Consider the following 20,365-nt stretch of genomic DNA (forward strand, 5'->3'; position numbering starts at 1 on the left):
TACCCCGGTCGCCGTGTTCGCAAACCGGGCGCCACCCGCACGTGGCACGATCTCCGGCGTGACGACGCAGGCCAAGCAGCTCGCCGGTCCGCTCTCGGCGGCGGTCGCGAACCTCTGCGTCGGCCTGCAACCCCAGGTCTCGCCCGCCACCGCGGCCGGCTTCCGCGAGGTGCTGCGGCGGCTGTCCGCGCCGTTGCAGGTCGCCGTCGCGGGCCGGATCAAGTCCGGCAAGTCGACGCTGGTCAACGCGCTGATCGGGCGTCGCGTCGCGCCCACGGACGTGGGCGAGTGCACCCGGCTGGTCACCCGCTTCCAGTACGGCACGGTGGACCGGATCGAGGTGGTGTTCACCGACGGCCGCAAGCAGGTGCTGCCGTTCGAGGCGAACGGCTCGATCCCGCCGGACCTCGGCGTGGACGTCGAGCGGGTGTCGCACATCGAGGCGTACCTGACCAACGCGGTGCTGCGGGACCTGACCGTGATCGACACCCCCGGCCTGGGCTCGCTCGACGCGGCGTCGGTGGCGCGCACCGAGGCGCTGCTGGGCGGTGAGCTGGACCCGGTGTCGCGCAACGCGGTGGCCGGCGCCGAAGCCGTGCTGTACGTCGTCACGCAGGGCGTGCGGGCGGACGACCAGCAGGCGCTGGCCGCGTTCACCGCCGCCACCGCGAGCCGCGAAGCGGGCCCGGTGAACGCGATCGCGGTGCTGAACAAGGCCGACACGATCGCCGCGGAGACCGTCGAGGGCTCGAACGGCGACACGTGGCAGGCGGCCGTGCTGCTGGCCGAGCGGCAGGCGCTCACCCTCAAGCCGCGCGTCGCGGACGTGCTGCCGGTGATCGGCCTGGTCGCCGAGTCGACCGAGACCGGCGGCTTCACCTCGGCCGACGCCGACGCGCTGCGCAAGCTGGCCGAGCTGGACGACGCGACCCGCGAGACCATGCTCATCTCGGCCGACCTGTTCGTGGGCTGGGAGTGCGACGTGCCCGTCGGCACCCGCACCCGCCTGCTGGAGAAGCTGGACCTTTACGGCGTCCGCAAGGCGCTCGAAGCCCTGGACGCCGAGCCGAACATCACCGCGGGCGCGCTGCGCCGCAAGCTGCTCGACGCCTCCGGGCTGGACGGGGTGCGGACCAAGCTGAACGCGGTGTTCCGGTCGCGGGCCGACGGCATCAAGGCCGCCGCGGCGCTGGCGTCGGTGACGTCGCTGGCCGCCGCCTCCGGCGACCCGAACGAGCGGCAGCGCGTGCACGACGCGATCGAGGTGCTGCTGGCCAAGCCGGAAGCGCACCAGTTGCGGTTGCTGGAGGCGTTGACGCTGGTCGCGTCGGGGGCCGTGGCGATGCCTACCGACCTGGTGGAAGAGGTGCTGCGGTTCGGCAGCTCGCCGGACGTGTCCGAGCAGCTCGGCTTGCGCGGCAGACCGCCGCACGAGCTCATGGCGTACGCGCTGGAGCGCGCCGGCTGGTGGCGCTCCTTCGCGTCGTTCGGCGCGACGCCCGCGCAGAGCCGCGTGGCCCACGTGGTGCACCGGGCGTATTTCCTGATCTGGCAACAACTGCGGGGACGGCGATGAGCGGAACGGAACAGGGCGGCGCGGCGTCCGAGCACGCTGTGGAGACGACGCTGGAGACCACCATCGCCGACGAGCTGCTCGACCAGGCGCTGGCCGAGCGGCGCGCCCTCGTGCAGCTCTGCCTGTACGCGCTGGACCGCGCCCGCAGCGCGGGGGTGGTGGAACGGCTCGAAGAGGGCCTGGCGGCGATCGGCGTGACCGCGTTGCGGCCCGACGGCGAGCGGTTCGACCCGTCGCGGCACGAGGCGGGCGGCACCGTGCCGACGCCCGACGCGTCGCTGGACGGCGTGGTCGCCGAGACCGAGGTGGTCGGCTTCGCCGATCGCGGCCGGACGCTGCGCGCGCCCGTCGTCACCGTCTACACCGCGCGATGAGCAGCCTGCCGCAGACCGTCCGGCAGACCAGGGAGAAGCTGACCGCCCTGGTCCGCTCGCTCGACCCGTCGGCCGCGTCGTTCGTGGAGACCCGCAAGGCCGGTCCGGCGTCGGTGGTGGTGGTCGGCGAGACGAACCGGGGCAAGAGCTCGCTGGTCAACGCCCTGCTGGCGACGCCGAACCTGTCGCCGGTGGACGCCGAGGTGGCCACCGCGACCTACCTGGTGTTCCGGCACGGCGAGCAGTGGTCGGCGCGGGCCTGCTACGCCGGGTCGATGTCGCCGGTGCCGTTCGAGCGGTCGGAGATCGTGAACTGGGTGTCCGCGGCGCACGAGCTGCCCGAGGGCATGCTGCCGCCCCGCTACGTCGAGGTCGAGGCCCCGATCCCGCTGCTGGAGCGGCTGTCGGTGGTGGACACGCCCGGCGTCGGCGGCCTCGACTCCGCGCACGGCGAGCTGGCCGCCGAGGCCGCCGCGACCGCGACCGCGCTGCTGTTCGTGGTCGACGCCTCGGCCCCGTTCACGCGCGGTGAGCTGGAGTTCCTGCGCACGGTCGGCGAGCGCGTGGAGACCGTGGTGTTCGCGCTGACCAAGGTCGACCAGTACCGGGGCTGGCGGCAGGTGCTGGAGGCCGACCAGGCGCTGCTGGCCGAGCACGCGCCCCGCTTCCGCGGTGCGACGTTCCACCCGGTGTCGTCGCGGATGTTCGAGCTGGCGGCCAAGGCGCCGAACCCGGACGCGGCGGCGATGCTGCGCGACCGGTCCGGGATCGGGGCGTTGCAGGAGGCGTTGCAGGAGCTGGTGGTCGGCCGGGCGGCGATGCTCGGCGAGGCCAACGGGCTGCGCGCGCTGGCGACCGTGCTGGACGAGCTGATCGCGCGCAACGAGGCCGACAAGCGCGCGCTGTCGTCGGGCGAGGAGGAAGCCGAGACGCTGCGGGGACGGCGCGACGAGCTGAACTCGCAGCGCCGCTCGTCGACGCGCAGCTGGCAGGTGCGGCTGCGCGGGGAGGTGCAGCGGGCCCGGGTGGAGGGCGCGCACGAGGTCAGCAGGCAGATGCGGGACGTGCAGACGTGGTTCCGCACGGCCATCGACTCGGCCGACCGCGAGCGGCTGGCGGCGTTGCCGCAGGAGGTCGACACGGCGTTGCAGCTGGTGTCGGGCCGGATCAGCGCCGGGCTGGCGGTGCGGCTGTCCCGGGTGGCCGACTCGGCGCTGGCCGACCTGTTCTCGCCCGAGGAGCTGGCCGTGATCCGGGGCCAGTTCGCGCGCGGCGTGACGCCGCCGGTGGTGCTGCGCCCGCCGGAGAAGCGCGCGCCGACCGCCGAGGACAAGCTGCTGGTGTTCATGGGCGTGTCCGGCGGCCTGGGCGCGGGCCGGCTGGCCGCGTTGCCGCTGGCCGGGCTCGGGGTGGCGGCGCTGAACCCGATCGTGCTGCCGGTGACCATCGCCCTGGGCCTCGGCGCGGGCTGGTGGATGGCCCGGACCAGGAAGCACTCGGCCGACAAGCAGCACCTCAAGCAGTGGCTGTCGGACGCCATCGCGGACGCCCGGTCCACTGTGGACCAGCTGGTGGCCGAGCAGCTGATCGAGGCCGAGCAGCAGCTCTCGCTGGCGCTGGACGACGCGCTGGGCAAGCGGGTCGAGGCGATCGAGGCGGAGCTGCGCGAGGTGGACAAGGCGCTGCGGATGGAGGCGGGCGAACGGGCGAAGGCGTTGCAGGCCGTGACGCGCCGCCTGGCCGAGCTGACCGCCGGTCGCACGAAGGTGGACGAGCTGCTGGCCCGGATCAGGGCCCTGCGCGACCGTGCGTGACCTCGGTCGTGCGGTCGCCCGGCGACACGGGCCGGACCGGAACTTCCCCGGCGGAACCGATCGGGCATAACGTGAGTCCTACCCGTACAGGACGCAGGAGGGTGGGAACGGTGTACATCGACGAGACAGGCGCGGCCGACGGCGAGCTGAAGGTCACGGTCGGCGACGAGGAGTACACCGCCGAGGCGACCTACGACCTCGACCAGGACGGTGTCGACGAGAGCGCGGTCGTGGAGACCGACGACGGCGGGCACCTCGCGTTCAGCGACACCGACGGCGACGGCGAAGCCGACCTGATGAGCACGTTCGACGCGGACGGCGAGCTCACGGGCCAGGCCGAGTTCGACGAGGACTCCGGCGAGTGGATCGCCGTGGACCCGCAGGACGACCGCGGCGAGCAGACCAACACGAACGCCGGCAAGGCCATCGTCGTCGACATGGAGGACGGCGCGGACCAGAACGTCGGCCCCGCGACCGAGGACACCGACGGCGACGGCCGCGCCGACACCGCCGTGGTCAAGGACGAGGACGGCGACACCTGGCTGTTCACCGACGCCGACGGCGACGGCCGCGCCGACCTGGCCACCGAGATCACCCAGGACGGCGAGGTCACGGTGTCCAAGCACACCGGCGACGACGAGTGGACCCAGGTCGAGCACGGCCGCATCGGCGAGGACGGCAAGTACGCGCCGGACGGCGACGAGGCGTGGTCGGAGGAGAAGGTCACCGTCTCGGGCGTGGTCCGCATCGACTCCGTCACCGGCCAGTGGATCAGCCCGAACTGACCCACCGCCCCCGCAGGTGGTCACTGCCCGTGCCCGGCCTCGCGCGGCCGACCCGACCGGGTGCTCACCACCACTGAACCGAGTGTGCCGACCCGCCGGTCGGTGACCACCCCTGCGGGATACTGTCCCGGATTTCCTCGCTGATTGGTGCCAAATAATCGCCATCACCGACTTTCGCCGGTGCGCGGCATTCGCCTGAAGTGCTGATGCCCCGGTTTTTGCGGTGACGGGCGGTGAGGTGATCGCGTGGGGGACAACGCGTCCGGTCAGCTCGGCAGTGAGGGCCCGGGAGGACAAGCCGGCAGCTCCGGTGTTCGCCTGCCGCGCCTCCGTGTGCAAGGGCGTGACGGCAGTGCGTGAAGGATGGTGAACCGCCAACGGCGGCACTTCGCCGAGCGCAGCGAGCCGGTCGAGTGGAAGACCTGCGCGCACGAGTCGCCCGACCTCCCCGCGCACCTGCTCACCCGCGGGTTCACGCCGGGTTGGGAGCGTTCGGTCCCGGTCGCGCGCGAGATCACCGCGCTCCCGGGCCCCGCCGTCCGCCCGCTGCGGGATGAGGACCTGCCTGCGGAGGTGCGCCGGGCTGGTCCGGGGCCGGCACCGCACGCCGTTCACCGACCTGGAGGTCGACGACCCGGGCCGGTTCCACGACGCGAACGTCCAGGTCGTGCTCGACGGCGGCCGGGTCGTGGGCGCGGGGTGGGCGGAGCCGGGGACGACGTTCTTCGCCGAAGCGGACGGCGAGCTGCGCGACGTGCTGCTGGGGGCGGGCTTCCACGACGTCGCCACCGCCCACCGCCCGCTCTCACCACTGGACGCCGCCGCACCCACCCGCCGCGACCCGCCCGGTGGTCCCGCTGTTCGACCAGCCGGAGGACGACGAAATCCGGGACCCGGTTCGCGGCCGGCTCGACTTCCGGCCGAGCACGAGCGCCTTCCCGGGCATCACCGCACCACCCGGTTCGGTGACCTGGCACCTGAACGTCGGAGAGGACGGGCTGGACGAACTGCAGAGCGTGATCACCGCCGGGCTGCGCGCCGCGACCGACGAGGCGCTGTACCGGCTCGACCGGCAGCACGTGGGCTTCCGCTTCGACCCCGACCGCGTCGGCCGGTCGGGGCAACCGCCGTGGCCCGGTCACGCGTACCCGGACGGCGACTACCACCTGTACGTCACCCGCGATCTCCGCCTCGGCACGTTCGGCCATCCCTGGGAACACGCGCGCTGCGTCTTCGGTGAATCCCTTGTGGCGCAAGTGGAACGGCGGTTGACCGAGTTGCTCGGGTTGCCCGTCCGACGTTCCTGAAACGGTTGAGGAATACGGGCAATTCGGGGGCAGCAATTCTTTCGCCGGTCCGTGGGAGCGCTCTCACCAGTCGCCAACAGGTCACCCGTCGGTGTGGCGATCGACGCACTGGGGTGCCCTTGCATTCCGTGGACTAAAGCCCAGGTCACAGGCCGATTTGTGGTGATCGGGTGCTGAATCGATTCCAGAATCGGTTTTGTGAGCCAGCCGACAGGTCAGATGTGCGTTACCCGGGATTAACCCGGCTAACCTCCGTCTATCCCCTTAACCGGCACGCCCTCCACCGGGCGGGCGGAGCCATTCCCGAGGACGTCCCACCCGGACAACGGCGTCCACCGTGGGCTGGCGCTCAGCTAGGAGACGAGACGAGATGACGGCAGTGACCATTCCCGGTCTCGACCACGCACCGACCAACCACGCGCGCCTGGTGTCCTGGGTGCGCGAGGTCGCCGAGCTGACCTGCCCCGATGAAGTGGTGTGGGCCGACGGCTCCCAGGACGAGTGGGACCGGCTCACCGCCAAGCTCGTGGACGCGGGCACCTTCGTTCCGCTGAAGAAGAAACCCAACTCCTTCTGGGCGGCCTCGGACCCGACCGACGTGGCGCGGGTCGAGGAGCGCACCTTCATCTGTTCGGTGGACCCGCAGGACGCGGGCCCGACGAACAACTGGATGGATCCCGCCGAGATGAAGGGGATCATGACCGAGCTGTACCGCGGGTGCATGCGCGGTCGGACGATGTACGTGATCCCGTTCTGCATGGGCCCGCTCGACGCCGAGAAGCCGATGCTGGGCGTGGAGATCACCGACTCCGAGTACGTCGTCGTCTCCATGCACATCATGACCCGCATGGGCACGAAGGCGCTGGCGCGATTCGGCGACGACGCCGACTTCGTCCAGGCGCTGCACTCGATCGGCGCGCCGCTGGAGCCGGGCCAGGCCGACGTCCCGTGGCCGTGCAACGAGACGAAGTACATCACGCAGTTCCCCGAAGAGCGGATGATCTGGTCGTTCGGCTCGGGCTACGGCGGCAACGCGCTGCTGGGCAAGAAGTGCTACTCGCTGCGCATCGCCTCGGTGATGGCGCGCGACGAGGGCTGGCTGGCCGAGCACATGCTGATCCTCAAGCTCACCTCGCCGGAGCAGAAGGCGTACTACATCGCAGCCGCGTTCCCGAGCGCGTGCGGCAAGACCAACCTCGCCATGCTGGAGCCGACCATCCCGGGCTGGAAGGTCGAAACCCTGGGCGACGACATCGCCTGGATGCGGTTCGGCGACGACGGCCGGCTGTACGCGGTCAACCCGGAGAACGGCTTCTTCGGCGTCGCGCCCGGCACCGACTACCACACCAACCCGAACGCGATGCGCACCATCGCGAAGGGGAACTCGCTGTTCACCAACGTCGCGCTGACCGACGACGGCGACGTGTGGTGGGAGGGCATGGGCGAGCCGCCCGCGCACCTGACCTCGTGGAAGAAGCAGGACTGGACGCCCGGCGGCGACGAGCTGTCGTCGCACCCGAACTCCCGCTACTGCACGCCGATCGCCCAGTGCGACATCAAGGCGCCGGAGTGGGAGGACCCGAAGGGCGTGCCGATCTCGGCGATCTTCTTCGGCGGTCGCCGCGCCACCACGATCCCGCTGATCACCGAGTCGCGCGACTGGCAGCACGGCGTGTTCATGGGCGCGACGCTGTCCAGCGAGACGACCGCCGCGGCCGTCGGCAAGACCGGTGTCGTGCGCCGCGACCCGATGGCCATGCTGCCGTTCATCGGCTACCACGCCGGTGACTACTTCCAGCACTGGATCGACACCGGCAAGTCGGCCGACGCGGACAAGCTGCCGAAGATCTTCTACGTGAACTGGTTCCGCCGCGGCGAGGACAAGCGGTTCCTGTGGCCCGGGTTCGGCGAGAACTCGCGCGTGCTGAAGTGGGCCGTCGAGCGCATCGAGGGCAAGGCCGCCGCGGTGGAGACGCCGATCGGGCACGTGCCGACCGCTTCCGAGCTGGACCTGGAGGGCCTGGACGCGCCCCGCGAGGACATCGAGGCGGCGCTGCGGTTCGACGCCGACGAGTGGCGGGCCGAGATCCCGATGATCGAGGAGTGGTTCGCCAAGATCGGCGAGAAGGTGCCGACGTCGCTGCGCGACGAGCTGGAGGCGCTGAAGCTCCGCCTCGGCTGAGCCCGCCCCCCGAGACGTTCTCGGCGTGAGACCCGGTGGCCAACGGCGTCCACCGGGTCTCTTTTTGGTTGCTCCGGGTGATTTCCGGCTCGTCCGGAGGTACCAAGGAGGAGTGACCCAGCAGGACGATTTCCTGGGCGGCCTGCACTACGACCGCGTGCCGGAGGCGGAGGTCGGACCGGCTCCCGGCGTCGTGCGGTACCACCCGGCCGGGGTCGGGACGGGGCCGGTGCGCCCGCGGGTGTCGGCGTGGTGGCACGTGGCCGGCTTCGTGCTCGGCGCGGTCGCCGCGGCGCTCGGGGCCCTCGCGTGGGGCTACGCGCTGGACCAGTTCGACGAGGTGCGGCTGCGCGGGCTGGTGGCGCTGGGACTCGCGGGACTGCTGGTGGGGCTGGTGTCGCTGGGGAAGCTGTCCCCAGCCGCGCCCCTGACCGCCGGTCTCGCCGCACTGGGGGGTTCGGTGCTGTTCGAACTGGGTACTTTCCCCTTCTTGCCCGTGCTCAGGCCGGTGTTCGAGAGCGGCGGCCCGGTTCTGGTCGGCGTGCTCCTGGTGGTGTTGTCCTGGCGACGGCGCTAGTTGTCCACAGGTTGTGGACAGAGCTGTGCACAGCCTGTGGGTCGGTTGTCCTCAGGCGGGCAGGGGGTTGCGGCCCAGGCCCCACAGCCGGCCGGTGAACGGGCGCGTCGCCTCGGCGTAGCAGACGGCGGACGTGTAGCCCTCGGACCACGCCTGGCTGCCGAACGCCCGCCAGGACGCGAAGACGTCGTCCCGGGCCGCGCCGACGTAGTTCGTGACGGCTCTCGCGCAGTGCTCCGCCGCCCTGGCGTTCACCTGGTCGACGGACGGCGCGGGGTCCTGGGGACCACCGAGCGCGAGCACCCCGGGCACGGCTTCGGCCTTGTGCGGTTGGTCGCAGGCAGTGATCGCGGCGTCCTTCGCCTCACCCGGTGAGGCGGCGGCGCACAACTGCACCGTGCCGAACCCGGCCGCCTTGAGGAGGTCCTTGGCGCTGGTCTTGCGCCGCACCCGGCTGCCGTCCGGCTTCAGCTCCACCACCGTGCACACGCGCCAGCGGTCGCCCTTCGCCCACCCGTCCCGGCTCGGCCACAACGCGTGCGCCTGCAACCGGGTCGCGTCGTGGTCGGGACTGCCCAGGTAGGCGGTGAGGGCGGCGCGGCACGCGGGCAGGGCGGCACGGCGCAGGTCGCGGTCGTTCGGATACGCCGCGCCCAGGCCCTCCAGCACGCCGACCCCGGTCACCTCGGCCTCGTGCTCGGTGGCGCAGTCGAGCACCTCCAGGCCGGTGTCGGTGCACTGACCGGCCCGGGGCAGCTGCTCGGGCGACGGCGTGAGCGACGGGCGGACGACCTCGGCGTCCGGCACGCCCGGGACCGGCGCGGTGCAGGCGGCGAGCGACAGCGCGGCCACCGCCACCACCGCCGCCCGCCAGCCCGTCACGCGGTCAGATTACTGACACCAGTGCGGCGACCTGGTCGGCGATCGCCCGGCGGTCCCGCTCGAAGGCCGCGTCGGTGAGCGCGGCCGGGTCGGCGGGCTGGCCCAGCACCGGTGTGTGCAGGTGACCGCCGAGGACCGCGGTGGCCGACAGGCCCAGCCGCAGCCGGTTGGCCCGGTACATCGACTCGTTGGACAGGTAGTCGCCGCCGCTGCCGCTCGCCGCCGCCGCACCCGGCGTCGGCTCGTCGGTGCGGCAGCTGGGCGTGCCCGTGCCGGGGACCGTGCCGAGCGGCCACTCGCAGAACTCGCGGTTGTAGCGGACCGGGAACGGCCCGGTGGTCGCGGCGACCAGGCGCTCGTGCGGCAACGTCGTCTCGATGAACTCCAGCGCGGGCTGCGGCCACCCGGCCGCGTCCGGCACGACGCCGCGCGACGACACGTCGTCGTTGTCCGGGAACCCGCCGCGCCACCGGCCGGCCCACCGCTCGACGTCGAACTGGCCCGGCCGCCCCTGGCTGACCGTGACCAGCGCGTTCGCCCGCGAGTTGAGCGCCGTGCCGTAGAACCGCTCCACCACGCCGTGGTCGAACGCGCCCCACAGCACCGGCAGCACGGCCGCTTCCACCACGGCCGGCCCGGACGGCGTGTCGACCACCTTCCCGTCCAGCCGCAGCGCCGCCGCGCCCGCCGGGTTGCTGCGCCGCACGGACGTGCCGCTGAGCTGGAACGGGTCGAACCCGGTGACGGCGATCCGCCGCACGCCGTCGGCGAACCGCACGTCCTCCACGCCGCGCGACGTCCGGTCGAACAGCTCGACCAGCCGCGCCCGCTCGGCGGCGTCGGGCCGCCAGTCGCGAGGCTGCCACTGCCGCAGCGCCTTCGTCGCCTGCAACCGGGCCCAGTACAGCGGCCGGTCGTCGTAGGAGTCCCAGGTCTGGGCCGACTGCGCCCGCTGCACCGCGGCGCGCCACAGCTCCGCGCCCCGCCCGACCACGTGGTAGAGGGCCTGCGCGCGGGAGATCGGTTCGCACAGCCGGGCGGTGAACCGGCTGATGTCGTCGTCGAAGCCGGCCAGCCGCACCAGCTCGGGGCCGACTTCCGGCCCGGTGGGGGTCAGCCGGTCGTCCAGCCGCTGCTCCTCGACGGTGAGGGGGGCGTTCGGGTCGAAGCACGGCGCGGGTTGCGCGTGCGCCACGGCGGGGAGGGTGAGGAGGGTCAGACCGAGTGTGAGTGTCATCACTGCGCGGAGTCGTCTGGTCACCCGCAGATGCTCCCCAACCACGGCCGGGTCAAGGAATCCGCCGAACGGCCCTCGGGTCGTACGTCCACCCTTTTCACTCGTTCGGGCACGAAACGGGCCGCGCGCTTGCCACCATGAGTGCCGCTCGCAGTCCAGCAGCCCTCCGGAGGTCTTCGTCGTGTCGGCCGAGTTCGACCAGCTCGTCGCCCAGTTCGAGCAGTTCCAGGCCAAGCTGCACCGGGTCGACCAGCAGGTCGCGGGCCTCGACCGGATGCAGGAGGAACTGGCGGCGCTGGAGGTCGTCGCGGTCTCGCCGGACCGGGCGGTGACCGTCGTGGCGGGGCCGTCCGGCGCGATCAAGGACATCCGGCTGAGCGACCACGCCCTGCGCCGACCGGCGCCCGCCCTGGCCGGCGCGATCATGGGGACGCTGCGGCAGGCCGTCGCGGAGGCCGCCCGCCGCCAGGCCGGGATCGTGGAGCACGCGCTCGGCGACGACATGCGCCTCACCGACCAGGTGCTGGAGACGCAGGCCCAGTTGTTCGGCGTCTCGCCGCAGGAGCTGCGCACGATGACCGAGCGGGCGGCGCAGGACCCGCCGCCCGCCGCGCCGCCGTACGCCGGCCGCCCCCCGACTGCCCCGCCGCCACCGCCGTCGGTGGCCGGACCGGCGCCGATCCGAGTGCCCCCGGCCCCGCCGACCCGACCCGCGCCGCCGCGCCGGCCGGAGCCGGTGGAGGAACCGGACGACTTCTCGCAGCGCCGGTTCCTGCGCGACGACGGTCAGCCGCCGCCACCCCCGCGCCCCGGTCCCGCCCAGCACGACGGCCGCTTCCTGAACCTGTACGACGACGAGGACCGGTGATCACCCGATGAGCGGCGGCTTCGACGTCAACCCCGAGGAACTGCGCACCTTCGCCGGCAAGCTCGACGGCCACCGCGCCACCGCCGCCGGGATCGCGGGCCTGGTGGCCAAGGCGGACGTGGGCGACAAGTCGTGGGGCGTGGTCGGCCTGTTCGTGAAGGACGACTACACGCGGATGCTCGGCGACCTGAACGACCTGTTCCAGGCGCTCCAGGACGGCCTGCGGTCGGGCGCGGACAAGTTCACCGGCGCGGCGCAGGACTACGACGCCCAGGAAGAGGCCGTGAAGCAGCTGCTGAACGGCCTGCAAGTAGAGCTCGACAACCAGTAGGGGCGGGGGCACCGGAGATGGCTGAAGTGAAGACCGAGGCCGGCGGCGTCGAGATCACCGTCGGTGAGAAGGACACCAGCCAGAAGATGGCGGAGGCCGCCCCCTTCTACGGCAACTACCTCAAGATCAAGGAGGCGGCGGGCAAGGCCGGCGAGAACGGCGGCTCGGAGGTCACCAACCTGGTCTCCGAGGGCTCGGCGCTGATCGGCTCGCTCGGCACGTCCGCGCTGGGCATCGCCACCGACCCGATCGGCTGGTTGGTCGGGCAGGGGCTGAACTTCCTGATCAGCGTGGTCCAGCCGCTGGAGGACGCGATCCACTTCGTCAGCGGCGACGGCCCGGCGCTGGCCCAGGCGGCGGAGAACTTCAACGCGATCGGCCAGGGCGTGGCCAAGCTGCGCGAGCAGTTCGACACCGACCTGGCGAACTCGGTGACGAGCTGGGGCGGTCCCGCGTCCGAGGCGGCCGGCACGAAGCTGGGCGAGTTCGCCAACGGCATCGACGGCGTCGCCGGCCAGGCGGGCGAGCTGGCGCAGATGCTCCAGACGTCCAGCATGATCATGACCATCGTCGAGGACTTCATCAAGGCGATCCTGACCGAGCTGATCACCTGGCTGGTCATGATCTGGGTCCCGGCGCTGGCCGCGGCCGTGCCCAGCTTCGGCGCGTCGACCGCGGCGGCGGGGGCGGCGACCGGCGTGCGGGTCGCCACCACCGGCAGCCGGGTGGCCCGGATCGTGGCCAGGCTGAAGCAGTTCCTCACCAAGATCCTCGACTTCCTGCGCAACCTGGCCAAGCGGGTCGGCAACGTCAAGACCGCCTTCCAGCGCTCCATGGCGGCCAAGCACGCCAAAAACGTCACCGCCCAGGCGAAGGCGGACAAGTCGATGGTGGACAAGCTCTGGGCCGACAAGGGCATGGTCGGCAGTCGACTGCACGACGGGTTCAGCAAGTCCATGTGGACCGCGACCAAGGACGCGGCGGCGTCGCAGCTCGGCATCGGTACCGGCGCGAACGCGGGCATCGACAAGCCGCTGCGCAACCAGGCGTCCCAGCAGAAGGCCGACGAGTACGCCGCCACCGGCGAGGACCAGTCGAAGCAGCGCACTGAGGGGTACCTGGACATCTGACATGGTCAACGTCTGGCTCGAACTAGCACCGCTCTTCGCCATCATCGCGGCCCTGTTCGGCCTCGGGTTCTGGTGGCAATGGCGCAACCGCCGGAAAGAGGAGAACGCGCACGCCGACGCGGTGGCCGCACTCGCGACCGGCCTCGGCGGGAGGGTTCTCGACCCCGCCGAGGCACGCCCCTGGTCGGCCGAGCTGCTGGAGCCGATGCGGGAGGAGACCGACGGCTTGGTCAACCGGTTGAGCATGGCGTCGCCGCGCAGCTTCGGCACCACCCTCGACTTCCACAGGGGCAGGTGGGCGGTGCGCGTAGGCGAGGCTTCGGTGGAGAAGTCGGTCCAGAACGGCACGCGCACCGAGTACGAGCACCGGATCGAGGTGGCGTCCGCGCCCCTGCCCCCGATGAAGATCAGCCGTCGCGTCCACGGCGGCACGAACCTGTTCGGGCGACCGCTGGGCCCGGACCACGTCTCCGCCCAAGGCGGCGAACTGGTCCGCGAGATCCCGGTGACGGTGGCGGCGGTCGGAGGTCAGTGGCACCGGGTCGCGTTCCCGCCCGGGCCGTTCGACACCCAGTTCGCCGTGTTCACCAGCGACCCGGCGGCCGTGGCCCGCGCCTTCACACCGGAGGTCGTGGAGTACCTGCTGGCCCAGGCCCACGGCCTGCCGTCCCCGCTGCACTTCGAAGCGGGGTTGGTCTTCGGCACGCGGCGCGACCGGATCAACCCCGACCACGTCCTGGCCGCGGTCGACGCGATCCTGGGCCTGCTCGACCGGATGGGCGTCGCGCCGGGGCACCCGCCGCGCTGACGGTCCGGCGTCAGGCGCTCAGCCGGTCCAGCCCGCCCGGGAACGGCGCGAGCGCCACACCCGCGTCGGTCAACGCCGACCGCACCGCCCGCGCGACCGCCACCGCGCCGGGCGTGTCGCCGTGCACGCAGATCGAGTCCACGGGCATCCGCAGCACCTGCCCGTCCACCGCGCGCACGCGCCCTTCCGTCGCCAGCGCCACGCACCGCGCCGCGATGGCACCCACGTCGTGCAGCACGGCACCCGGCCGGCGCCGGTCCACCAGCGTCCCCGCGGCCGTGTACGCCCGGTCGGCGAACGCCTCGTACCGGACCGGCAGGCCGGCCACCTCCGCCCGCTTCAGCCACACCGCGCCCGGCAGCCCGAGCACCGGCAGGGTCGGGTCGTACGCGCGCACGGCGTCCACCACCGCGTCGGCCTGCGCCTCGTGCGCTACCAGCGCGTTGTAGAGAGCGCCGTGCGGCTTGACGTACCCGACGCGCGTCCCGGCGGACCGGGCGCAGGCGTCCAGCCCGCCCACCTGGTAGAGCACCTCGGCGGTCAGGGTCTCGGGCGGCACGTCGACGAACCTCCGGCCGAAGCCGTTCAAGTCGCGGTACCCGACGTGCGCGCCGACCGCCACGCCGCGCTCCGCCGCCAGCTCGCACGTCCGCCGCATCGTCCGCGGGTCGCCCGCGTGGAAGCCGCAGGCGACGTTCGCGCTGGTCACGATGTCGAGCAGGGCCCGGTCGTCGCCCAGCTCCCAGCGGCCGAAGCCTTCACCCAGATCAGCGTTGAGGTCCATGCGCCCTCCCCTCACCCTGGTTCAATGTAAGGATTGTTCAACGATCCTTCAATACTCCATTTGACTCGTGCGACACCTAGACTTCACCCATGACCACAGCTCAGGCGGACGGCTGGCTGAACGCCCTCGCGAAGGACCGCGACGACCTCGACCGCTCCAGCACCGCCGAGCGCGTGGCGGACAAGCTGCGCACGAGGGTCCTCGACGGCCACATCACGCCCGGTCAGCAGCTCAACGAGAAGGCGCTCGGCGAAGCCCTCCGGGTCTCCCGCAACACGCTGCGCGAGGCGTTCCGCCTGCTCACCCACGAACGCCTGCTCGTGCACGAGTACAGCAAGGGCGTGTTCGTCCGCCGCCCCGACGTGGCCGACATCGTGGACCTCTACGCAGCCCGCCGGGTGATCGAGTGCGGCGCGGTCCGCCGCTGGCCGGACGTGGACGAGGACGCCCGGCGGGCCGTCCGCGACGCCGTCGCCCTCGGCCTGGCCCGCCGCGAGCAGGACGACTGGACCGGCGTCGGCACCGCGAACGTGAAGTTCCACCAGGCCGTCACCGCGCTGGCCGGCAGCGCCCGGCTGGACGAGGAGATGAAGCGGCTGCTCGCCGAGGTGCGGCTGGCGTTCCACGTCATGGGCGACCCCGAGGAGTTCCACCGCGACTACCTGCCGTTGAACCAGTCCATCGTGGACCGGCTCGACGCCGGGGAGGTTCGGCAGGCCGAAGAAGCGTTGCTCACCTACTTCGACCGGGCGGAGCAGCACTTGGTCACCGGCCTGCGGTCCGAGCGGTAGTTGGTCACGATCCAACTACGTCATCGGTCGGTAACCCACCCGACATGGTGACTACTGTCCCCCGTCCGACCTACCATGCGCGACACCGCGTCACCGGGCCGCCGTACGGAGGGGCACATGCCGTCTGCTCGAAAATCCAGCCTCCGCTGGAGCAACTGGAACCTGCTGCTGCTGATTCCGCTGCTCATGCTCGTCACGCCCTGGTTCAACTCCGATGAGCCGAGGGTCCTGGGGCTGCCGTTCTTCTACTGGTACCAGTTCGCCTGGGTGCCGGTGGGCGTCCTCTGCGTGGGCCTGGTCTACGTCAAGACCAAGGACCAACCCGTGGTCAAGGGCAAGCCCGACCTGCTCGGCGTGGACGACCTGGACGAGGGGGCCAAGTAATGCAGTGGACCGAGTTGGTGGTGTTCAGCGCGCTGTTCCTGCTGGTCACCGTCCTGGGCTTCGTCGCGGCGAAGTGGAAGGCAGGCGACACCCTCGACCACCTGGACGAGTGGGGCCTGGGCGGCCGCAAGTTCGGCTCCTGGATCACCTGGTTCCTGGTCGGCGGTGACCTCTACACCGCTTACACGTTCGTCGCCGTGCCCGCCCTGGTCTTCGGCGCGGGCGCGCTGGGCTTCTACGCCCTGCCCTACACGATCGTGCTCTACCCGATCGTGTTCCTGCCGCTGGTCCGCATGTGGTCGGTGTCCCGCGTGCACGGCTACGTGACGCCGGCGGACTTCGTCCGCGGTCGCTACGGCTCGCACTGGCTGGCCCTGCTGATCGCCATCACCGGCATCGTGGCCACCATGCCGTACATCGCGTTGCAGCTCGTCGGCCTGGAGGCCGTGCTGCGCACGATGGGCCTCAACGGCTCCGGCATCATGGGCCACCTGCCGCTGTTCATCGCGTTCGTGATCCTGGCGCTCTACACCTACCAGTCGGGCCTGCGCGCGCCCGCGCTGATCGCGTTCGTCAAGGACACGCTGATCTACATCGTGATCCTCGTCGCGGTGATCTACCTGCCGTCGAAGTTCGGCGGCTGGAGCGCGATCTTCGACACCGCCCAGGCGAAGTTCGCCGCGACGGAGAACAAGGCCGACGGCGTCCTGCTCACCGCCAACAACCAGCTCCAGTACGCCACGCTGGCGCTGGGCTCGGCGCTGGCGCTGTTCCTGTACCCGCACTCGCTGACCGGCATCCTCGCCTCGCGCGGCCGCAACGTGATCAAGCGGAACATGGTCGCGCTGCCCGCGTACTCGCTGCTGCTGGGCCTGCTCGCGATGCTCGGCTTCGTGGCCATCAGCGCGGGCGCCAAGCCGATCACCAACCAGGCCACCGGCCGCCCGGACACGAACACCATCGTCCCGGTGCTGTTCGGCCAGGAGTTCCCGGCCTGGTTCGCGGGCGTGGCGTTCGCGGCCATCGCGATCGGCGCGCTGGTGCCCGCGGCGATCATGTCGATCGCGGCGGCGAACCTGTGGACCCGCAACATCTACAAGGAGTACCTGAAGAAGGACGCCACGCCCGCCCAGGAGGCCAAGCAGGCCAAGCTGGCGTCGCTGGTGGTGAAGTTCGGCGCGGTCGCGTTCATCGTGTTCGTCGACCCGCAGTTCTCCATCGACCTCCAGCTCATCGGCGGTGTGATGATCCTCCAGACGCTGCCCGCCGTCGCGATCGCGCTCTACACCCGCTGGTTCCACCTGTGGGGCCTCATCGCCGGCTGGATCGTGGGCATGGGCTACGGCATGTGGCTGCTCTACAACATCGGCAACCCGGCCGTCGGCAAGGCCCACTTCGCGGGCTCCGCGCTGCCGCTGGGCAAGCTGTCGCTGTTCGGCTGGCACCCGTTCGACGGCTCCACCGTGCAGATCTACGTCGGCGCGGTGGCCGTCGTGGCGAACCTCCTGGTCGCCGTCATCGTCACGCTGATCGCGAAGCGGACCCGGCTGTTCAACGGGACCGACGAGACGCAGGACGACGACTACCACGTGGACGAGGACAGCGACCGGGTCAAGCCCGTCGCGGTCCACTAGCCGGCCTCACCGGCTAGCCGAGCACCAACCGCGCGGCGCCGACGAGTCCCGCCCGGCCACCGAGCCGGGCGGGCTCGACGCGCAACGCGTCCAGGTAGGACAGTCCGCAGTGGTCGGCGACGGTCCGGCGGACCGGGTCGAACAGCAGCTCGCCCGCCTGCGCCACCCCGCCGCCGACCACGGCCAGGTCCAGGTCGACCACCGCGGCCGTCGCCGCGATCGCCAGCCCGACCGCCCGCCCGGCCCGCTCGAACGCCGCCCGCGGGATCTCCTCACCCGCGTTGGCCGCCGCCGCCAGCAGCGCCGCGTCCGCGCGGTCCGGCGCCTGCACCCCCGGCACCAGCGCCGACACCCGCTCCCGCAGCGGGGAACCCCTGCCACCCGCCCACGTTGATGGGGCTGACCGTGCCCGCGTCGGCGTCCACGGGCCCGGCCGAAGCGATGCCGACCCCGGCCACCTCCTCGCCGCGCAAGACCTCGTCGACGACCGACACCACCGCACCCCAGGTGTCCTCCGCCGCCCCGACCGGCGTCCCCACCCGCACCGCCCACCGCACCGCGCCCCCCGGTCCACCAGCGCGCCGGCGATCTTGGTGCCGCCGACGTCCAGTGCCGGCACCAAGTCCGTCATGCCGTCAACCCCAGAACCCGCCGCGCCGGCACCCGCCGACCAGTGCGGGTCAGCGCTTCAACAGCCGCGTGACGCCCGCCGCGACCGTCGTGGCCAGGACCCACCCCGTCACGATCAACCCGGACGCGATCCACTGCGACACACCGGGCGGGTTCCACCGGTTCTTGTTGCCGAAGTCGACGATCGGCACCACCAGGTCGATGGTGTAGAGCCACGCGTTCCACGACAGCTCGTCGTCGGCGTTGATCTCGTTCAGCTCCGGCCCGGTGGCGAACCAGGTGCTGCCCAGCAGCCACGCCACCACCAGCCACGCCAACGCGCGGGCCGGGCGGTAGCCGTAGCCGACCATGGCGCGTTGCAGCCAGCTCCACAGCAGCACCAGCGGTCGCAGCCAGCGGCGGCCCTCGGCGACCGCCCGGTACCGCAGGCGCTGCTTCTCCACCAGCACGATCGACGCGTGCTCGTCGTTGCCGCCCGCCCGCAGCATCTCGGCGAACTGGTCGTAGGGCCCCGGCCGGTAGGTGCGCCGCATGGCCTGCCGCAGCCAGCGCAGCCGCCGTTCCACCTCGCCGTCGTCACGCAGGTCGATCGGGTGCCGCAGCGAGTCGTAGCGGAACTCCTCCAGGTCGATCCACCCGGTCGCGCCCCAGAAGTGCTCGTTGTCGTCCAGCACCGTGCAGCGCACCTGCCGCAGCGTCACGTCGCCGCGCGGCGGGCCGATCGGTTTCAGCTCCAGCTCCTGCACCTGCATGCCGAGCAGGTTCAACGCGTGCGCGTCCAGCTTGTCGCCGAGCACCGCGCCCGCGAACGTGGCCATCCGGCCCACCTGCGCCCGCCTGGCCCGCACGCCGCCGTGCGCGACGAACTCCTTCGCGCCGCGCGCGCAGATCAGGTCGCGGCCGATGACCGCGCCGCCGACGTCGAGCGACGGCTTGCCCGCCGGCTGGTGCCGGTACCGGCCGGGTCGGGTGATCCGGCTGCCGCGCAGGTCGAGGTTCGCGCCCACGTGCACGCCGCGCAGCTCCAGCCCGCCGGCCACCTCGACCTCGCGGGCGGCGAAGTTGCTGCCGATGCGGGACCGGTTGCCCAGCACGGCGTCCGCGCGCGGGTTGTCCAGCGTGGACCCGTCCAGGATCATGCTGCCCTTGGCCTGGAGGTCGACCATCCGCAGCTGACCCCGCACGGTGGCCTGCCTGCCGATGATGTCGCCGCCGACCGTCGTGCCGTCCAGGTGCAGCGCGCGCCCGTAGCCGGTGGGCTCGGCGGTGTCGGTGGCCAGCGCGCGGCCGTAGCCGGTCGGCTCGCTGTCCGCCTCGCCCATCGCGTCGAACGTCCCGCCGGACAGCGACAGCGTGCCGCCGAGCGTGGCGTTGACCATGCGCACGGCGCCCGCGCTGGTGAAGCCCCGGTCGAGCTGCACGTCGCCGCTCACCGCGATGCGGTCGAACACGAGCGTGGCGTCCGGGTCGGAGTGCGGGTCCAGCGCGTCGTCGTCGGCGCGGCCGTCGGCGGCGGACGTGCCGCGCAACGTCAGCGCCGAGTCCACCCGCGCGGCGGCGAGCAGCACGGTGCCGCGCAGCACGCAGTCGTTCATCAGCAGGTTGCCGCCCACGTGCAGCCCCGTGCCGTTGACCGAGTGGCCCAGCGGGTTGGTGAGCGAGCCGCCGCTGAGGTTGCAGTACCCGCCGACGTGCGCGCCCGCCATCCGCAGCTCGCCGGTGACGCGCACCCGCTGCGCCAGCAACCCGCCCGCGAGCTTCAACCGGTCGGCGTGCAGCGCGATCCCGTCCGGCACGACCAGCGTGCTGTCGCGCAACGACAGCGACCCGGCCACGTCCGCGTCGACCAGGTCGACCAGGCCCTCGACCGTGCTGCCCGCCAGCGAGACCTCGTTGGCGCAGCTGAGGTTGCGCGCCGCGAGGCCGGGCAGCCAACACTCGGCGAACTCGATGCCGGCCAGCTTGCCCTGCCGCAGGTCCGGCGGCTCCTCGAACCGGCAGCGCACGAACTCCAGCAGGTACGGGAACTCCACCGCCCGCAGGTCCAGCACGCCGGTCAGGAACTTGTCCGCCACCCGCACCACGGGCGGCATCCCGGCCCGCCGCCGCGGCAACCGCCACGTCCCGTCCGGCTCGCCGACACCGCGCAGCACCTCGGCGGCCGGCATCCGGGCGGAGCGCGGCGGGCTGGGGTCGAACACGTCCAGCCCCCGCGCCCCCACCTCAGCCATGCGATCGACAATAGGGGGACCGGGTCGGCCCCCGTGGCGA

Annotated in this window: 19 protein-coding genes; 14 read left to right on the forward strand and 5 right to left on the reverse strand. The window is 72.1% G+C overall.

What is annotated here, in order from left to right; all coding sequences use genetic code 11:
• Nucleotides 1-58 precede the first annotated feature (58 nt).
• From ACIQMJ_RS05695 to ACIQMJ_RS05725, 7 genes are all read left to right on the forward strand, one after another.
• Nucleotides 59-1,576, forward strand: a complete 1,518-nt coding sequence (locus ACIQMJ_RS05695; protein WP_499759786.1) for a dynamin family protein — start codon at nt 59-61, stop codon at nt 1,574-1,576.
• Entirely contained in the window at nt 1,573-1,950 is a 378-nt protein-coding gene (gene grpE, locus ACIQMJ_RS05700) for a nucleotide exchange factor GrpE (RefSeq protein WP_499759787.1), read from the forward strand. Before ACIQMJ_RS05695 ends, grpE begins: the two co-directional genes overlap by 4 nt.
• Nucleotides 1,947-3,764, forward strand: a complete 1,818-nt coding sequence (locus ACIQMJ_RS05705) for a dynamin family protein (protein WP_499759788.1) — start codon at nt 1,947-1,949, stop codon at nt 3,762-3,764. The genes grpE and ACIQMJ_RS05705 overlap by 4 nt, the downstream gene beginning before the upstream one ends.
• A gap of 110 nt (nt 3,765-3,874) precedes the next feature.
• Nucleotides 3,875-4,549 (forward strand): hypothetical protein, encoded by a 675-nt coding sequence (locus ACIQMJ_RS05710; protein ID WP_499759789.1) that lies wholly within the window; start codon nt 3,875-3,877, stop codon nt 4,547-4,549.
• Between the two features lie 848 nt (nt 4,550-5,397).
• Nucleotides 5,398-5,856: a DUF2716 domain-containing protein gene (locus tag ACIQMJ_RS05715; protein ID WP_499759790.1), complete on the forward strand. Its 459-nt coding sequence runs from the start codon at nt 5,398-5,400 to the stop codon at nt 5,854-5,856.
• 370 nt (nt 5,857-6,226) lie between these two features.
• Nucleotides 6,227-8,038 (forward strand): phosphoenolpyruvate carboxykinase (GTP), encoded by a 1,812-nt coding sequence (locus ACIQMJ_RS05720; RefSeq protein WP_499759791.1) that lies wholly within the window; start codon nt 6,227-6,229, stop codon nt 8,036-8,038.
• A gap of 112 nt (nt 8,039-8,150) precedes the next feature.
• Nucleotides 8,151-8,615, forward strand: coding sequence for a hypothetical protein (locus ACIQMJ_RS05725; protein WP_499759792.1), 465 nt, complete (start codon nt 8,151-8,153; stop codon nt 8,613-8,615).
• Nucleotides 8,616-8,666: 51 nt separating this feature from the next.
• Here ACIQMJ_RS05725 and ACIQMJ_RS05730 read toward each other — a convergent pair whose 3' ends face one another.
• A complete protein-coding gene (locus ACIQMJ_RS05730) occupies nt 8,667-9,497 on the reverse strand; it encodes a septum formation family protein (protein ID WP_499759793.1) in 831 nt (276 codons plus the stop codon).
• Between the two features lie 4 nt (nt 9,498-9,501).
• Nucleotides 9,502-10,692: a PA0049 family protein gene (locus tag ACIQMJ_RS05735; RefSeq protein WP_499759794.1), complete on the reverse strand. Its 1,191-nt coding sequence runs from the start codon at nt 10,690-10,692 to the stop codon at nt 9,502-9,504.
• Between the two features lie 223 nt (nt 10,693-10,915).
• Between ACIQMJ_RS05735 and ACIQMJ_RS05740 the strand changes: the two genes are divergently transcribed.
• From ACIQMJ_RS05740 to ACIQMJ_RS05755, 4 genes are read left to right on the forward strand one after another with little or no spacing between them, the layout of a single operon-like run.
• A complete protein-coding gene (locus ACIQMJ_RS05740; protein ID WP_499759795.1) occupies nt 10,916-11,602 on the forward strand; it encodes a YbaB/EbfC family nucleoid-associated protein in 687 nt (228 codons plus the stop codon).
• 7 nt (nt 11,603-11,609) lie between these two features.
• Complete coding sequence (locus ACIQMJ_RS05745; RefSeq protein WP_499759796.1) at nt 11,610-11,933, forward strand: ESX-1 secretion-associated protein; 324 nt, start codon at nt 11,610-11,612, stop codon at nt 11,931-11,933.
• Nucleotides 11,934-11,950: 17 nt separating this feature from the next.
• A complete protein-coding gene (locus ACIQMJ_RS05750; protein ID WP_499759797.1) occupies nt 11,951-13,063 on the forward strand; it encodes a hypothetical protein in 1,113 nt (370 codons plus the stop codon).
• Nucleotide 13,064: 1 nt separating this feature from the next.
• Nucleotides 13,065-13,871 (forward strand): hypothetical protein, encoded by an 807-nt coding sequence (locus ACIQMJ_RS05755; protein ID WP_499759798.1) that lies wholly within the window; start codon nt 13,065-13,067, stop codon nt 13,869-13,871.
• A gap of 10 nt (nt 13,872-13,881) precedes the next feature.
• Here ACIQMJ_RS05755 and ACIQMJ_RS05760 read toward each other — a convergent pair whose 3' ends face one another.
• On the reverse strand, nt 13,882-14,655 hold the full coding sequence (locus ACIQMJ_RS05760; protein WP_499759799.1) for a LamB/YcsF family protein: 774 nt from the start codon (nt 14,653-14,655) through the stop codon (nt 13,882-13,884).
• 89 nt (nt 14,656-14,744) lie between these two features.
• Here ACIQMJ_RS05760 and ACIQMJ_RS05765 point away from each other — a divergent pair, with 89 nt between their 5' ends.
• From ACIQMJ_RS05765 to mctP, 3 genes are all read left to right on the forward strand, one after another.
• Complete coding sequence (locus tag ACIQMJ_RS05765) at nt 14,745-15,446, forward strand: GntR family transcriptional regulator (RefSeq protein WP_499759800.1); 702 nt, start codon at nt 14,745-14,747, stop codon at nt 15,444-15,446.
• A gap of 117 nt (nt 15,447-15,563) precedes the next feature.
• Nucleotides 15,564-15,830, forward strand: coding sequence for a DUF3311 domain-containing protein (locus tag ACIQMJ_RS05770; RefSeq protein ID WP_499759801.1), 267 nt, complete (start codon nt 15,564-15,566; stop codon nt 15,828-15,830).
• A complete protein-coding gene (mctP, locus tag ACIQMJ_RS05775) occupies nt 15,830-17,464 on the forward strand; it encodes a monocarboxylate uptake permease MctP (protein WP_499759802.1) in 1,635 nt (544 codons plus the stop codon). The genes ACIQMJ_RS05770 and mctP overlap by 1 nt, the downstream gene beginning before the upstream one ends.
• A 13-nt stretch (nt 17,465-17,477) precedes the next feature.
• Here the strand turns inward: mctP and ACIQMJ_RS05780 are convergent, their stop codons facing one another.
• Complete coding sequence (locus ACIQMJ_RS05780; protein WP_499759803.1) at nt 17,478-17,816, reverse strand: ROK family protein; 339 nt, start codon at nt 17,814-17,816, stop codon at nt 17,478-17,480.
• A gap of 328 nt (nt 17,817-18,144) precedes the next feature.
• Nucleotides 18,145-20,325, reverse strand: a complete 2,181-nt coding sequence (locus ACIQMJ_RS05785) for a hypothetical protein (RefSeq protein WP_499759804.1) — start codon at nt 20,323-20,325, stop codon at nt 18,145-18,147.
• Nucleotides 20,326-20,365 lie beyond the last annotated feature (40 nt).

The sequence above is a fragment of the Actinosynnema sp. NPDC091369 genome, assembly GCF_044757065.1.
Classification (GTDB): Bacteria; Actinomycetota; Actinomycetes; order Mycobacteriales; family Pseudonocardiaceae; genus Actinosynnema.

Excerpts from the sequence above, each read along its gene's own strand:
- grpE (WP_499759787.1), top strand. The coding sequence starts at position 1,573 with ATGAGCGGAACGGAACAGGGCGGCGCGGCGTCCGAGCACGCTGTGGAG.
- ACIQMJ_RS05705 (WP_499759788.1), top strand. The coding sequence starts at position 1,947 with ATGAGCAGCCTGCCGCAGACCGTCCGGCAGACCAGGGAGAAGCTGACC.
- ACIQMJ_RS05720 (WP_499759791.1), top strand. The coding sequence starts at position 6,227 with ATGACGGCAGTGACCATTCCCGGTCTCGACCACGCACCGACCAACCAC.
- ACIQMJ_RS05745 (WP_499759796.1), top strand. The coding sequence starts at position 11,610 with ATGAGCGGCGGCTTCGACGTCAACCCCGAGGAACTGCGCACCTTCGCC.
- ACIQMJ_RS05750 (WP_499759797.1), top strand. The coding sequence starts at position 11,951 with ATGGCTGAAGTGAAGACCGAGGCCGGCGGCGTCGAGATCACCGTCGGT.
- ACIQMJ_RS05755 (WP_499759798.1), top strand. The coding sequence starts at position 13,065 with ATGGTCAACGTCTGGCTCGAACTAGCACCGCTCTTCGCCATCATCGCG.
- ACIQMJ_RS05760 (WP_499759799.1), bottom strand. The coding sequence starts at position 14,655 with ATGGACCTCAACGCTGATCTGGGTGAAGGCTTCGGCCGCTGGGAGCTG.
- ACIQMJ_RS05765 (WP_499759800.1), top strand. The coding sequence starts at position 14,745 with ATGACCACAGCTCAGGCGGACGGCTGGCTGAACGCCCTCGCGAAGGAC.
- ACIQMJ_RS05770 (WP_499759801.1), top strand. The coding sequence starts at position 15,564 with ATGCCGTCTGCTCGAAAATCCAGCCTCCGCTGGAGCAACTGGAACCTG.
- mctP (WP_499759802.1), top strand. The coding sequence starts at position 15,830 with ATGCAGTGGACCGAGTTGGTGGTGTTCAGCGCGCTGTTCCTGCTGGTC.
- ACIQMJ_RS05785 (WP_499759804.1), bottom strand. The coding sequence starts at position 20,325 with ATGGCTGAGGTGGGGGCGCGGGGGCTGGACGTGTTCGACCCCAGCCCG.